The organism is Stenotrophomonas sp. 93052_Sma (assembly GCF_056481145.1).
In genome coordinates this window covers 2068084-2083773 of sequence record NZ_CM151134.1, presented here as the reverse complement: position 1 = coordinate 2083773, position 15690 = coordinate 2068084, and the positions used below count along the sequence as shown (strand labels likewise).

General features: G+C 65.5%; 8 protein-coding genes and 3 pseudogenes. 2 read left to right on the top strand and 9 right to left on the bottom strand.

The genetic code is table 11. The features are described from left to right. The first annotated feature begins 158 nt into the window (after positions 1 to 158). Both ACZK2V_RS09850 and ACZK2V_RS09845 read left to right on the top strand, forming a co-directional pair. On the top strand, positions 159 to 3236 hold the full coding sequence (locus ACZK2V_RS09850) for a TonB-dependent receptor (RefSeq protein ID WP_486323214.1): 3078 nt from the start codon (positions 159 to 161) through the stop codon (positions 3234 to 3236). Between the two features lie 200 nt (positions 3237 to 3436). Continuing rightward, positions 3437 to 3631 (top strand): heavy-metal-associated domain-containing protein, encoded by a 195-nt coding sequence (locus tag ACZK2V_RS09845; RefSeq protein WP_021204511.1) that lies wholly within the window; start codon positions 3437 to 3439, stop codon positions 3629 to 3631. A gap of 80 nt (positions 3632 to 3711) precedes the next feature. On the opposite strand, the gene cueR is transcribed toward ACZK2V_RS09845, so the two are convergent. The 9 genes and pseudogenes from cueR to ACZK2V_RS09800 form a co-directional block, all read right to left on the bottom strand. Further along, positions 3712 to 4167: a Cu(I)-responsive transcriptional regulator gene (gene cueR, locus ACZK2V_RS09840; RefSeq protein WP_486323213.1), complete on the bottom strand. Its 456-nt coding sequence runs from the start codon at positions 4165 to 4167 to the stop codon at positions 3712 to 3714. Between the two features lie 11 nt (positions 4168 to 4178). After that, positions 4179 to 6678: pseudogene (locus ACZK2V_RS09835) on the bottom strand (heavy metal translocating P-type ATPase). 128 nt (positions 6679 to 6806) lie between these two features. Beyond that, positions 6807 to 9762, bottom strand: a pseudogene (locus ACZK2V_RS09830) (TonB-dependent receptor plug domain-containing protein). 282 nt (positions 9763 to 10044) lie between these two features. Beyond that, the gene (locus ACZK2V_RS09825) at positions 10045 to 10602 is read right to left on the bottom strand and encodes a hypothetical protein (RefSeq protein ID WP_486323212.1); all 558 of its coding nucleotides are present in this window, start codon (positions 10600 to 10602) and stop codon (positions 10045 to 10047) included. A gap of 215 nt (positions 10603 to 10817) precedes the next feature. After that, positions 10818 to 11549: a copper homeostasis protein CutC gene (locus tag ACZK2V_RS09820; RefSeq protein WP_486323211.1), complete on the bottom strand. Its 732-nt coding sequence runs from the start codon at positions 11547 to 11549 to the stop codon at positions 10818 to 10820. After that, on the bottom strand, positions 11546 to 12544 hold the full coding sequence (locus ACZK2V_RS09815) for a glycosylasparaginase (RefSeq protein WP_486323210.1): 999 nt from the start codon (positions 12542 to 12544) through the stop codon (positions 11546 to 11548). The genes ACZK2V_RS09820 and ACZK2V_RS09815 overlap by 4 nt, the downstream gene beginning before the upstream one ends. A 51-nt stretch (positions 12545 to 12595) precedes the next feature. Next, positions 12596 to 13616, bottom strand: a pseudogene (locus ACZK2V_RS09810) (glucokinase). An 84-nt stretch (positions 13617 to 13700) separates the two neighbouring features. After that, positions 13701 to 13985, bottom strand: coding sequence for a hypothetical protein (locus ACZK2V_RS09805; RefSeq protein ID WP_005409434.1), 285 nt, complete (start codon positions 13983 to 13985; stop codon positions 13701 to 13703). Between the two features lie 35 nt (positions 13986 to 14020). After that, on the bottom strand, positions 14021 to 15610 hold the full coding sequence (locus ACZK2V_RS09800) for a calcineurin-like phosphoesterase C-terminal domain-containing protein (RefSeq protein WP_486323209.1): 1590 nt from the start codon (positions 15608 to 15610) through the stop codon (positions 14021 to 14023). Positions 15611 to 15690: the final 80 nt, after the last annotated feature.

Sequence of the window (15690 nt, the reverse complement as noted above, 5' to 3'; positions counted from 1 at the left end):
TGCGATGGCCGGGAGTTGGGGGAGCAGCAACAGGACGTACCAGGCCACGCGCACGGTGCTACTGCCACTGCATGGCAATAGCGACAATGTCACTTCAAATTAGATCGATTCAAGTTGTCCGTGCCACGTCACCGGATCAATCCAGGAGAGAGGGAGAGATGGGAATGAAGCATTCAACACGTACGCATGGCCAGGACGCACTGGCGCTGGCCATCGCGCTGGCCTTGGCCGCCGCCGTCATTCCGGCTCGCGCCGCCGCGCAGCAGGCCGCTTCCACCGGCTCGCAGGAAGCCACCAACCTGGACAGCGTCCAGGTCACCGGCTACCGCTACGCCATTGAAAAGAGCCTTGAGCAGAAGCGCGACGCCAACGCCGTGGTCGAAGTGATCACCGCCGAAGACGTCGGCAAGTTCCCCGACAAGAACGTGGCCGACGCACTGCAGCGCGTGCCCGGCGTGGTCATCACCCGCAGTGGCGGCGAAGGCAAGAGTGTCAGCGTGCGTGGCCTGGCACCCGACCTGACCCTGACCCAGTTGAACGGCAACTACGTGGCCACGTCGGAAACCAACGACGAAGCCACCCGTTCGTTCAACTACACCCTGTTGCCGTCGAACATGCTGTCCAGCGCCGAGCTGTTCAAGTCGCCGGAAGCACGCATCGATGAAGGCGGCATCGGCGGCACGGTCATCCTGCACACCCGTCGCCCGCTGGACATGGAATCCAACTCGGGCTTCGTCACGCTCGAGGGCACCTCCTCCGATACCCACCACGATATCGACCCGCAGGCGTCGGCCCTGTATTCGTGGCACAGCAAGGACGAGCGTTTCGGCGTGCTGATCGGCGTGACGCAGCAGAAGCGCACCACCCGCACCATGGAAGCCAGCACCGAGGACTACCAGTGGTATGGCGCCGGCAAGGCGCGCGATGCCTATGGCAACGTGCAGGCGCAGGATGGTATCCACTACTGGTGGGGCAAGTCCGGCTTCAACAACCAGACCGGCGGCAACTACAGCGACTTCTTCATGCCGACGTCGGTCAACTTCGCGGTGAAGGAAGAGAAGCGCGAACGCAAGGGCGGCCAGCTGACCTTCCAGTTCAAGCCGGTCGACAACGTTACGATGACGGCCAACTACTTCCGCTTCGAGCTGCAGGGTGACTACACCCAGAACATGCTGAAGATTCCGGAATGGAGCATGGCCCGCTTCAACGGCGATGGAAACTGGGCCGGCGGCCGCCTGCTCAACGGCCTGGATTTCGATCCCAGCGGCAACACCGTTACCGGCGCCCAGTTCGAAAAGCTGGCTGGAAAGACCTACTACTGCAGCGAAGACCAGGCCAAGGCCGCTGGCCTCAAGCCCGGCGGCTGGGGCCCGGACGACTGCACGGTTCCGACGCCGCAGCTGACCGGTGGCTACAGCAAGGAAAAGGCACTCTCGCAGACCGCTGACCTGACCATCGACTGGGACATCAGCCCGCTGTGGAAAGCCTCGTTCACCGGCGGCCGTACCTGGTCCGAAGGTGGTCCGTCGATGAACTTCCGGATGTCGGCCAAGCCGCGCCGCAAGGTCGGCAACGATTACCTGTCGGGCAACCTGTACAGCGCCTGGGACCTGACCGGTACGCCGTCGGCCACCTTCTCGCCCGACCTGCAGCAGCAGCTGATGAACGGCATCGCCGAAGTCGACACCGGCTCGACCGATTCGTCGTGGAAGCGCACCGAGGTCAAGCAGAACTACTTCCAGGCTGACGTCACCAAGCTGTTCGAATCGGGCTGGCTGGACTCGATCCAGTTCGGCGCCAAGTACCGTGACGGCAAGGTCCATCGCAATACCGGCAACACCTACTGGGTGTGCCCGGGTCGCGACCCGGCCGACTATGACAACAGCCGCTACCAGAGTGGCTGCGATCCGACTGCGGGCGACGCGCAGCCGGGCTTCTTCCTGTCCAATCCGATCAGCAACATCGCGGGCGGCTTCAATGCCAACGTGTTCCCGGGCATCAACTACCCGGCCTACATCGATTACCTGAACAAGACCTACGGTGGTTCACACAACCGCACCGAAGAAGACTTCGTCTACAACGTCAACGAGAAGATCTACTCGGGCTACTTCCAGGCCAACTTCCGCACCGAACGCGTGCGCGGCAATGTCGGCGTGCGCGTGGTGCGTACCAAGCAGTTCGCGCAGTCCTCCGACTCGATCGAGAAGTTCAACGACTACTTCCTGGACAACGCGTCCGGCGCACCGATGGCGTGCACCGATCCGGCCGCTGCGGCCTACCCGACCTACAGCTGCGAGAGCGGCTTCGTGCGCCTGCCGCACGATCTGGCGCAGAGCAAGACCTACAGCCTGATCGGCGTGGATCGCACCTACACTGACGTACTGCCGAGTTTCAATATCGCCTGGGACATCACCGACACGCTGGTGCTGCGTGGTGCCGCATCGAAGGTGATCGCCCGCCCTGGCTACACCGACATCGCAGCACCGGGCGCACTGAGCTACTACAGCGAGGAGTACGTCAATGATCGCCGCGTTGCCGGTGGCGCATCGACCGCAGGCTGGGTCGGCCAGGGCAGCAACAAGCAGCTGGAACCGTTCAAGGCCACCCAGTTCGACCTGGGCCTGGAGTGGTACTTCCAGCCGGGCGCGGTCGCCGGCGTCGGCCTGTTCCGCAAGAACGTGGACAACTTCACCCTGCCGGTGGTGCGCGACACGCCGATGGTCATCAACGGTGAAGCGGTGAACGTGCAGCGCTACCAGACCCAGGCCAATGGCCGCGATGGTGTCTCGCAGGGCGTCGAGCTGTATGGCCAGTACACCTTCGATTTCGGCTTCGGTGTGCAGGCCAACTACACCTACAACGACACCAACCTGGCCTCGATTGTTCTGGACGGGCAGGAAATCGGCTCCTCGCCGCTGGTCGGCAGCGCCAAGAACCAGGCCAACGTGACGGTGTTCTACGAGAACGATAAGTTCCTCGCGCGCGCCTCGTTCAACCGTCGCGGCCAGGTGGTCGGTGGGCTCAACAATGGCCTCACCGTCTACACCGAGCCGTATGACCAGCTGGATCTGAACGTGGCCTACAACCTGACCCCGGACTGGACCCTGACCGCCTCGGTGATCAATGCCACCAAGTCCGAGCAGCGCGTGCACCTGGGCAGCGACACCAAGGCACGCCTGATCTCCAATACCTACGCAGGCCGCCAGCTGTACTTCGGCGCTACCTGGAAGTTCTAAGGCAACACCGGGTTGCCCGGGCCTGCTCCGGTGCAACCCACGCCCCGCCCTGGCGGGGACGTTCCTCCACGGCAGCCACGCTGGTACAGGTGGCTGCCGTTTTCATTGGTGCTTTGTCTTCGGTTCAGCCCTGCGCTTGACCCTGCCAATGTTGGAAGGTGCACACTGGCGCCACCCCAAGAGCACCGAAGGAGCTACAGATGGAATTCCACGTGGAAGGCATGACCTGCGGCGGCTGCGCACGCAGCGTGACCAAGGCGATCGAGCTGGTCGATCCGCAGGCCAGCGTGCAGGCAGATCCGGCCAGCCGTCGCGTGCAGGTGCAGACCTCGGCCAGCGAAGCGCAGATCGTGGCGGCACTGACCGATGCAGGCTTCCCGCCGCGCACGGCCTGATCCCCTAGCCTGCGCCTGCAACGAAAAACCCGCCCGGTGCAGCTGCACCGGGCGGGTTTTTTCATGTATGCAACGCCAGGTCAGTGCTTGTCCGTGCGGCGCCGTACTGCACCGGTCTTCGCGGTCTCCGGCGGTGCCAGGGTCTCTTCGTCCTCGCCCAGCCGCTGCAGAATCGGGCATTCCGGGCGCTCATCGCCCGCACAGCAGCTGATCAACGACTTCAGCGTGTCGGCCATCTGCCGCATGCTTTCGATACGCTGCTCCAGGTCGGCGATGTGCTGTTCGGCAAGATGCTTGACGTCGGCACTGTGCCGCGAGGTGTCGTTCCACAGGCCGAGCAGATCGGTGATCTCGGCCACCTGGAAGCCAAGATCGCGCGCCCGCCGAATGAAGCGCAGGCGGTGGATGTCCGCCTGCGAATATGCCCGGTAGCCGGACTCGGTGCGATCGGCCGCAGGAATCAGGCCGATCTGTTCGTAGTAGCGGATCATCTTCGCCGAAACGCTGGACGCCTTGGCGGCTTCACCGATGTTCATGCGGTTCTCCTTCAGTGGCTCGCAGCGGGGGCATCCGCCATCGGCGGCTGGAAGCGGCGCAGGCGCAGTGCGTTGCCCAGCACGAACACGCTGGACAGTGCCATCGCACCGGCGGCGAACACCGGCGACAGCAGCACGCCCCATACCGGGTACAGCACGCCGGCCGCCACCGGAATCAATGCGGTGTTGTAGGCGAAGGCCCAGAACAGGTTCTGCCGGATGTTGCCCAGCGTTGCCTTCGAAAGCGCGATGGCATTCGGCACGCCCTGCAGGTTGCCCGACATCAGCACCACATCGGCCGACTCCACCGCGATATCGGTGCCGGTGCCGATGGCCAGGCCGACATCGGCCTCGGCCAGCGCCGGCGCATCGTTGATGCCGTCACCAACGAAGGCGACATGGCCGTGCGTGGCCTTCAAGCGACGCACCGCTTCGACCTTGCCTTCCGGCAGCACCTCGGCAACGACTTCATCGATACCCAGCTGGCGTGCGATCGCCTGCGCGGTGCCGGCATTGTCGCCGGTGATCATCGCCACCTTCAGGCCAAGCTGGTGCAGCGCCGTGATCGCGGCCGGCGTGCTCGGCTTGATCGGATCGGATACTGCGATGATCGCTGCCAGGCGTCCATCGATGGCCGCGTACAACGGCGACTTCCCCTGCGCGCCGAGTTCGGCCGCCAGCGCTGCAAACGCGGTGATATCCACGCCAAGATCGCGCATGAAACGATCGGCGCCGACCTCCACACGCGCACCCTCCACGCTGGCGCGTACGCCCATGCCGGTGACCGACTCGAAATCAATCATCGACGGCAGCGCGAGGCCCTGCTCGGTGGCTGCATCGACAATGGCGCGGGCGATCGGATGCTCCGAACGTGATTCCACGGTGGCGACGGCGGCCAGCACTGTGGCGCGATCAAAGCCGTCGGCGATCTCCAGGTCGGTCAGGCGCGGGCGGCCTTCGGTCAGCGTGCCGGTCTTGTCCACCGCCACCACCTGCGCGTCCTTCAGCAACTGCAGTGCTTCACCCTTGCGGAACAGCACGCCCATTTCGGCGCCACGGCCGGTACCGACCATGATCGACGTCGGCGTGGCCAGACCCATTGCACACGGGCAGGCGATGATCAGTACCGCCACCGCATTGACCAGCGCGAAGCTCAGCGCCGGCGATGGGCCGAAGATCAACCAGACCGCGAAGGTCGCCAGTGCGGCCAGCATCACCGCCGGCACGAACCACAGGGTGACCTTGTCGACCACCGCCTGGATCGGCAGCTTCGAGCCCTGTGCCTGTTCGACCATGCGGATGATCTGCGCCAGCATGGTCTGCGCGCCCACCGCCGTGGCACGCACGGTCAATGCACCTTTCTGGTTGACCGTGCCGCCGACCACGCTGCTGCCCGGCTGCTTCTCGACCGGAATCGGTTCGCCACTGATCATCGACTCGTCGATGTAGCTGCGCCCCTCGATCACCTCGCCATCGACCGGCACGCGCTCGCCCGGGCGCACTTCCACCACATCGCCGCTCAGAACCTCGTTGACCGGGATCTCGATCGTGCGGCCGTCACGGATCACATGCGCGACCTTGGCCTGCAGGTTGACCAGGCGCTTGATCGCCTCCGAGGTACGGCCCTTCGCGCGCTTCAAGAGGAAGCGGCCGAGCAGGATCAGCGCGACGATCACCGCCGCTGCTTCGTAGTAGACGTTCACCGTGCCCGGCGGCAGCAACCGCGGTGCAAAGGTCGCCACCACCGAGTAACCGAACGCTGCGGCGGTACCCACCGCCACCAGCGAGTTCATGTCCGGCGCCAGCCGCAGCAGTGCCGGGAAACCCTTCTGGTAGAAACGGCGGCCGGGAATGGCCAGCACCAGCAGGGTCAGTACGAACTGCAGGTACCAGCTGGTCTGCATGCCGAGGGTGGCCATCACCCATTCGTGCATGCCGGGAATCAGGTGCGAACCCATTTCCAGCACGAACACCGGAAGTGCAAGTGCGGTGGCCACGATCAGGTCGCGTTTCAGTTCGGCGCGCTCGGCATCCTTCTTTTCCGCCGCTTCGTCATCGGACTGAACGCCCGCTTCGATGGCATGGGCGGCATAACCGACCTTGTCGATGGCCGCTATCAGCGCGTCTACGCCCGCAACGCCGCGCACGGTCGCACGCTCCGTGGCCAGGTTGACGCTGGCCTGGCTGACGCCCGGTACCGCCAGCAGCGCGCTCGACGCGGCCGACGCAGGAGGCACAGGTCATGCCTTCCACTGCCAGCTCGATGGTGCCGGCCGGCACGTCATAACCCACCCGCTCCACCGCCTGGATCAGCGCGGCGCGATCGACCGGACCGGACGCGCGGATATCCGCACGTTCGGTGGCCAGATTGACCGAAACACTGCCGACGCCCTCGACCTTGGACAGCGCCGCTTCGACACGACCGACGCAGCTGGCGCAGGTCATGCCCTCGATGGGCAGGCTGATGGTGGACGGGCTTGCGGGGACTGCAGTGGCGCGGGGCGTGCTCATGATCGGATTCCCGGGGTTCCTTCTGGATGCGGACAGGCTAAACCTTGCCATCGTGGGAAGGTCAAATCCAGCCACCCCGTCCAGCCGGTAGCGCCGGGCCATGCCCGGCGTACCGCCCGCCGTCCACCTCAGAAGGTGAACACGTATTCCAGCGCGAACTCGCGGCCAACCGCGCCGAGCAGGCGGGTCGGGGCGAAATCGTAGTCCAGCTTGTACGGGTCCTTGTGGTTCCAGCTGGCCGAGTTGAACGCGTTGTTGACGTAGACATTGACCTTGGCGTGCTCGGTCACCTGGTAGCCCACGTTGAAGTTCCAGGTGATGAACGGCCCGACCCGCCCGTAGTAGCGCGCCGTCTGCTGGCCGGCGTTGGGATTCGGGTTGGGCGAGCCATCCGGACGCGTGGCCGGTTCCAGGCAGTTGAGCGACGGGCTGTCGCTGGGCACGTAACCATCGGCGAATGGCAGGCAGCCGCCAGGATTGTTCAGGCGATCGGTGCCCCAGTGGTAGCGCACGCCCGGCACCGAACCGATGCGATCGGCATAGACATTGGCATTCCAGTTGCCACGCTGCCAGGCCAGGCTCGCGCGCAGCTTGCTGCGCAGGTCGCGGTCACGACGCTCCGGGTTCGGATCGTTGGCGTAACGCTGTTCCTTGGTCGAGATCTGGTTGGTGTAGTTCAGGCCGAGCTGGAAGCTGCCCCACTGCGCGGTTTCCAGGCGATAGCGCGCGGTCAGGTCGATGCCGCGCACTTCGCGGCTGGCCAGGTTGAACGGGCCACGTTCAATCGATACCAGGCGGCCGTTGCTGTCACGGTTCACGCGGGCCAGGATGCCAGCGCAATACTCGCCACCGGCCGGATTGGCCCACGGCGTACCGTCCATGTTCTTGCCGGTCAGGCAGCCCGCTTCGCTGGCCAGCACCTCGTCGGCGCCAACGTCGACGATCATGTCTTCCAGCTTGATTGCCCAGTAGTCGGCACTGACCGACAGATTGGGCATCACGTCCCAGACGAAACCGACCGTCCACGAATCACCGGTCTCCGAGCGCAGCAGCGGCGTGCCACGCCGGTTCACGTCGAACGTGTACCAGACATCGGTATTGCCCACGCCACAGTTGTTGACCAGGTACGCACCGCTCTGGATGCAGCGCAGGCGGTCATAGGTCTGCACTTCGGAGCTGCTCGGCTGGCCCAGCAGGTAGTGCATGTCCGGCGCATGGAAGCTGGTGGCATAGGAGCCACGCACCAGCAGCGACTCCACCGGGCGCCATTCCAGGCCGACATTCCAGGTGGTCTCCTTCTGGCTGCCGATGTCCAGCGCTTCGCCGCTGTTGTCAGCCTTGTAGCTGCCATAGCGGTCATAGCGCGGCCGCAGTGGCGGTCACGCTTTCCAGCAGCGGGATCTTGAACTCGACGCCAGCCGAATAGCGGGTGCGCTCGCCGCCACCGCGATCGACGTTCTGCAGGTCGAAATCGATGCCGGCGCGCGGATCCGGACTGAGGTGATAGCCCTGCTGCGCGACTTCGGCCACCGCCGCGAACGAGATCGGGCCGGCCCAGCCCTGGAACAGCTCGCCGGTGATGTCCGCCGACGCCTGGTTGACCCATGAGGACGCACGGTTCTTCGCCACGGTGCCCATCTGCCAGTACTGATCCGGCGTCAGCGGGTTCCACCAGCGCGATTCGTTCAACGCATAGATCGCCTCGCCGTCGGCGGTAGTGCCCAGCTTCGGGCCGAGGAAATAGTCGTACGACTTCTGCTTGTCGACCACGTTCTGCCGTTCTTCCACGCGGTAATAGGAACGCCCCACCGTGGCGCTCCAGTCGAAGCGATCGGCCAGGCGTCCACGCAGGCCCGCACTCCAGTCCCAGGACAGTTCGCGGTTGGTGTTACGCAGCGTATCCAGGCCGCCCACCTCGTTCGGGGTGAACTGGCGCACGCCGAGGATCGGGCGGTTGCGGTTGGCATCCCAGTAGTAGCCGTTGTCATCGTCGATCAGCGACACGCCGGGCGGATTGGTGCCCCAGATCGCTTCGGAGCGGTACACCGCCAGGTTGGTCCAAGCCTGCAGGTCATTGCTGAAATCGAAGGTGGCATACAGGTTGCCGGACACGTTCTCGGCACCGCCGGTGAGCAGCCAGTTGGCGTAGTCGGCGCTCATGCCGCACAGGCGGCCGGTGTTGCTGATGGTGTTGGCGGCGTAGTTGTAGACCAGGCGATCGGCGGTGTAGTACTCGCCATCGAACTTCTCGCAGGTGCCGGTGGGCGGCGCCAGGCGCTGGCCGGTGGTGGGATCGATCAGCGCCAGGCCGGCGGTGGGACGGAAGCCGACCTTGCGTTGTTCCATGTTCCAGGACGGGTACGGCGCATCGTCGGCATCGTCCATCTGCGGGCGGTCACGTCCGAACAGCGGATCGCGCTTGGTGTACTGCAGCGCGTAGGTCACGCTCCAGTTGTCGCCGGTCTTGCCGCCGGCCCAGGACAGATCCCAGGTATCGCGGCCGCCTTCGGTGGAGGTACCACCGCGCACGCGTACTTCGTCGCCGTCATAGTTGGTCTTCAGGATGACGTTGACCACGCCGGCGATCGCATCCGAGCCATAGATGGCCGAGGCGCCACCGGTCAGCACTTCGATGCGCTCCACCGCGGCAGCGGGAATGTTGCCGTAGTTGGAGAAGTTGGTTTCGCCACCGTAGGGCAGCGGGTAGTCGGCCACGCGGCGGCCGTTGACCAGCAGCAGCGAGCGGTTCGGGCCCATCCCGCGCAGGTTCAGGCCGCTGGCATTGGGCGTGTGCGAACCCCACTGCGAGGCCGCCTCGACGGTACCGGTGGCTTCAGTGAGCGTCTTCAGTGCGTCGTAAACGCTGACGAAGCCTTCCTTCTGGATCTGTGCGGCGGTGATCACGTTGACCGGCGCTGGGCCTTCAACGCTGGCGCGCTTGATGCGCGAACCGGTGACGGTGACCGCGTCGAGATCCTTGGTGGACGAACTGGCGGCCTCCTGCGCGCTGGCCGCCAGGGGCAACAGGGCCAGGACCAAGGCCTGGGACAGCAGGTGACGACGCTTGCGGACGATCTGAGCCATGGGTGGTTGCTCTTCGAAAGTGTGGACGCACGGACGGGTGGTGGCGCGGCACTACGGCTGATCCGGGCACCTGGATCGGTTCAAGACCGTCCCGACACCCTCCCCTGTGGATCGATCCAAACTAAAGCACAGCTGAACCACGCCCGGCATGCGGCGACGCAGCAACACGTGGCGTAATGCCGTTATCGGCTGCAGGTATCCAAAACAATCAAAGGGTTGCGAAACATCGCTGAGAAGACGGCGCACACGTCAATGACACGATCGCGACAATCGTGCGCGGAACTATTTTGTCCGCCCCCAGCGGCTTCTCTCGTCCGATTGAGCCGGGACAAAACGACCATTGCGGAGTGCATAGTCGCTTGAGCCCTTTCCGTCGGACCCGGCACCCCACCACGTGATGGTGAACCCGTCGTGCTGCCAGACCACCGAGGAAAAGTCGGACTCACTTTCGGGACTTCCCGAGTTCTGGCTGGCCAGGGACACGGTCTCAAGGCAACTACTGATCAGTATCCTGCCCCGCTCGACAGGCTTGGGCGGGATCAATTCGTAGACGTAGAGTTCGATCTCGCGCCCCGCGCCACAACGGCCCATCGGATTATCGGCGTTTGAATCGAATACCTGATACAGCGCGCGAAAGCGCTTTCCCCCAACTTCATGCATGCGCCTGTCGACGAATGCGCCCCGAGCGGCTGGCGCCAGTTTCACGCCGGGCATAGGCAGGATCTCTCGACCTTCCTCGCCATTGGCTTCGTGCCACTGCCACACGGATGCCGAAACCTCTTCGGCGCCACTCGCACTGAGCGCAAGCAAACAGGAGAGCAGCGGAAGCAGTTGAAACATCTGGGCGCTCGCGGTCGAAGGATGGTCGGCCACACTGTCCGGACTGATACCGTGCTCCGCCATATGCAGACGCAGATGACGTTTACTTTCCGTGACTTGCCGCTTCGACCCCGGCAATCACATGTGCCTGAAGCGTCATCTGATCCAGCGCCCCATCCATCGCGAACAGTGGGGTCGGAGCCCTTCTGCGAAGGGATCCGACCCGGGACTTGCGATCAGGCGTCCAGCGCCTGCCGCAGCGCGGCTACGGTGGCGGTTGCGGTCTGGCTCCAGTCCGGGTCCAGCCCTCGCAAAGCCGGGTTCTGGAACTGCATGGCCGAGCGCCGCAGCCCCTTGGCCGAGGCGTGCAGTTCGGTGCAGCCGGTCTGCCTTGCCACGGTAGCGATGTTGCCCGGTGCCAATCCGGCACCAGCCATCACCGTAATGCGGCCTGCTGCCTGGGTAACGAGGCCCGCCAGCACATCGGCACCCGCCTCGGCACTGACCTGACCGCCCGAGGTCAGCACGCGCTGGCAACCCAGCCCGATCACCTGCTCCAGCACCGCCGGCAAATCGCGGGCGGCATCGAAGGCACGGTGGAAGGTCACCTGCAACGGCCCGGCAGCCTGCACCAGCTCGCGGCACAGCGCCACGTCGATCCCGCCCTGCACATCCAGCGCACCGATCACCACGCCATCGCAGCCCAGCGCGCGGCACTGCGCGATGTCACGCAGCATCAGTTCGGCTTCCAGCCCGTCGTAGTGGAAGTCGCCCGGGCGCGGCCGCACCAGCACGAACAGCGGAATCGACAGGCGTTCGCGGGCGATCGCAATGCTGGCGAACGACGGCGTGGTGCCGCCCTCGGCCAGGTTGTCGAACAGCTCGATGCGGTCGGCACCGCCGGCCTGCGCGGCCAGCGCCGATGCCAGCGAATTGCTGGCGATCTCCAGGGTGAGCCGCGTGCTCACGTCTGGGTGCTCGTGTAGATCGATGGCGAGTCGCGCAGGTCATCCTGGCGCTGCCCATCGCAGACCGCGTAGACAAAGCCGCGATGCAGCGCGTAAGCGCCGACCTCGCCCTGCTTGTTCATGGCCAGGAAGCAGACCTGCAGTGTCTTGCTCGCTTCCGGGCGCTTGCGCACCACGCGATCGATCGCTTCGCGGCAGGCCTGCGCCGGCGAGCGGCCCTGCCGCATCAACTCGACTACCAGGAACGAGGCGGCGTTGCGGATCATCTCCTCACCCACGCCCGAAGCAGTGGCCGCGCCCACGTCGTTGTCGACGTACAGGCCGGCACCGATGATCAGGCTGTCGCCGACGCGACCGTGCAGTTTCCAGGCCATGCCGCTGGTGGTGCAGGCACCGGCCAGATGGCCCTTGGCATCCAGCGCCAGCATGCCGATGGTGTCGTGGTTGTCGCTGTTGCCGGGAATACCGCGGCGCTCGGCATTGATCTGCGGCTGGTACTTCTCGGTCTTCAGCCACTCGCGCCAGGCCGCTTCGGCCTGCGGCGTGAGCAGCTGCTGGCGTTCGAAGCCCTGCTGCACCGCGAACTGCTGTGCACCCTCGCCCACCAGCAGCACGTGCGGACTGTTCTCCATCACTTTGCGGGCCACTGACACCGGATGCAGGATGTCGACCAGCGCGGCCACCGCACCACAGCGGCCATCACCATCCATGATGCTGGCATCCAGGCTCAGTACGCCGTCGCGATCCGGGTTGCCGCAATGGCCGACAGTGGGGTTGCACAGCTCGCTCTCGGCCCAGCGCGCACCCGCTTCAACCGCATCCAGCGCGCTGCCGCCCTGCGCCAGCACTTTCCATGCAGCCTGGTTGGCCGGTACGCCGAAGTCCCAGGTGGAGACCACCTTGGCTCCCCCCTGCGTGCGAGCATGCACGCCCGGCAATGCTGCCATGCCTGCAGCCAGTGCTCCGGCCTGCAGGAACTGCCTGCGATCCACCATCTTCCCCTCCCAGTCTGCAATGCATGGCCGGCCCGATGCCGGCCCTGCCGATCAGTCGTGCATGGGCTGCCGTGCGGCGTGCCAGACCGCAGCGCCCAGCACCCCCAGCTGGCCATGCTCCACGCGCCATACCGGCACCTGGCGCAGCACCTCGGTCAACACGCCCTTGTTGAGGAAGCGCTCACGGAAGCGGCCATCGGCCAGGAAATCCTGCACATGCGCGGAAATGCCCCCGGCCAGGTAAACCGAGCGCGCCGACGGCGATCGCCGCGTCGCCGGCCAGGCTGCCCAGCCAGGCACAGAAGACCTGCAGCGTTTCCACCGCCAGTGCATCCTCGCCGCTGCGCGCCGCGCCGATCAGCGCCTCGGTACTGGTCCACACCGGGGTGACACCGCGCAGTTCGCACAGGCACGGATACAGGTTCATCAGGCCGCTGCCGGAAAGCACTCGCTCGTTGTCCACGTGCGGCCAGCGCTGCAGCAGTTTGCCCAGCACCTGCAGTTCCAGCGCGTTGCCGGCGCCGAGCGCGGCATGGCCGATCTCGCTGGCCAGCACCGCGCGCTCGCCATCGGCGAAACGCAGCGCGGCACCCAGGCCGGTACCGGCACCCAGCACCAGCGCCGGGAAGGCCTGCGCCGGATCGGCGTCGCCATTCAGTGGGACCAGGGTTTCCGGCTGCAGGTACGGGATGGCCAGCGCCACCGCTTCGAAATCATTGATCAGCTGCAGTTCGCGCAGGCCGGACTGTTCGCGCGTGGTCGACAGCGAGACTGTCCACGGCAGGTTCGAGTTGATCAGCACATCGCCATCGAGCAGGCCGGCGATGGCGACCACCGCGGTCTGCACCGGCTGGCCAAGGCATGCGGTGAAATCGGCCAGGATCGCGGCCAGGCTGGGATGCTCGGCGCAGGCATAGGTGCGATGGCTGCCCAGCCGCGGCGCCTGACCGGGTTGGGTCTCAGCCAAGGCCAGGCGGGCGAAGGTGCCGCCGACATCGGCAACGACCAGATGGCGCGGACGACCGCCGCGGGCGGAGTCGGAGGAAACCGGGGACGCTGCTGCGATGGTCACGCTGGCCTGCTTGGATCGATTGAATCGCCCCGATTCTCAGGCATCGGGGCGGCTTTGCCTAGCGCGCCGATGGTTCAGGTTGGCCTACATGCCTTCCTGTTCGGCCACCTGCACGCCATCCACCAGCACGCGCAGGCGCTGGGGGCGGAAGCCGGCGAACAACAGCGGCCGGGTGCGCTCGACCAGTACTTCGTGGCCGGCGATGTGACGCAGCCACGACTGTACCAGCGAGAACGAGAAGTGGGTGCCCGGATGCAGCGGGTGCTGCACCCAGACCTTCTCGGTGGCGCTCTGCAGCAGCATCGCGCCGGTGAACCAGTGGCGGCTGAGGGTCACCGGCGTGGTGCCGGCCATGAAGCGGATATCCATGCGGGGTCCTTTCGCTGGAGCGCTGGTGCGCGGTGTCAGGGCTGGGCAGTCTGCAGGCTGTAGCTGGTGGTGGCGGTGAACACTGCACCATCAGGCTGGGTGGAGCGTACTTCGACCTTGTGGCTGCCTGTTGCCAGGTCGGTCGGCAGCGCGCCCCGCCACAGGTGCGGCGACGCAGTGGCCTCCGGCGAACGGTCGTAGCCGCGCAGGCTGTTGGCCAGATCATCGGCCACGTTCTCCACCATCAGGCGCGGATCGGGCTGGCTGACCTGCTTCATCGGCTGCCAGGCGCCGCCATCGACGCGGTACTCGACCACGCTGGCGTCCTCACCCATGTAGACGTTGGCGTAGACACCCCACGCCGGATAGGCGCCCTGGCGCAGCACCTTGGGTGCATGCAGGCCGATCTGCTCGCTGGCCGGCTGGCCGGCCACGCGGTACTGCAGCTTGTAGCTGCCGTTGCCGGCCACGTCGAGCAGCGCATAACCCTTCGGTGTGCCATCGCTCATGGTGCTGTCCGGCACGCCGGCGGCATTCTTCACGCCCGACCAGAACGCACCGCAGTTGGCACCGACGTTGTATTCGTGCAGCGGCTTGTCGCCGTTCCAGCCCTCGGCCTTGCCGTGGTAGACGTGCTGCTGGGTGTGGCTGTGGCCGCTGAGCACCAGCACGTTGCGGAAGTCCTTCAGCAGATCGAACAGGCGCTGGCGGTCGGCGTGGCGGAAAGTCTCGCGCCCCGGCGCCGCGTCGAACAGCGGGATGTGCATGCCCAGCACCAGCAGGCGGTCCTTGTGCAGGCCCTTCAGGTAGCTGGCGAGGAAAGCGAACTGGTCTTCGCGCAGGCCGCCGATGTACTTCGGCTTCGCCTTGGGGTCGTACACCACGTCGTCCAGGAACACGAAGCTGGCGCCGCCCTCTTCCACCGCGTAGGTGTCCGGGCCGTAGATGTTGCGCCAGCTGTCCAGCGAGTGTTCGTCGCTGACCGCATCGAAGTCGAGGTCGTGGTTGCCCGGCACGTGGAACCACGGCACGCCAAGCGCGGTGGTGACCTTGTTGATCGCCGGGTACAGGGTCAGGTCGTCGTTGACGATGTCACCCAGGGTGGTGCCCATGCGCGCCCTGGTCTGGCCAACCAGCGGCGCCACGATCGACTGCTGGTAGTAGCCGATGTCCTTCAGGCTGGCGGTCTGCGAATCGGTGAACACCAGCATCTGGAAACCACGGCGGCTGTCATGGCGATCCGACTGCAGGGCGAAATCCCAGTTGCGGGTGACGTCGCTGGTCGCGGCGATGCCACCGTACTTCAGTGCCGGTGAACCGTTTGGGCGGTAGTGGCGCCAGAACGAAGGCAGGCCATCGGCCGCCTTCGGGAACGAATACGCATCGGGCTTGATCACGAACACGGTCTGGCCGTCGCGCACTGGCAGGCTGTAGCTGCCATCGGCGGCGGTCTTGACGATGGCCTCGCCGTTGGAGACCTGCACCCCGGCCAGGCCCGGATCGGTCGCACCGCGCCCGGGTTTGCCGTCACGCTCCAGATAGACCTTGCCGCTGACCACGGTATCCGCGGCCCAGGCCGGCGAGGTCAGCAACAGGCAGCACAGCCAGGCGGCAGGCAGTTTCATGGGCGGTCCGGGAAAGAAAGACCGCCTATTGTAGATTCCGTTGATGACATCGCGCACGCTGTGGCGCATTGCCGGTAGTG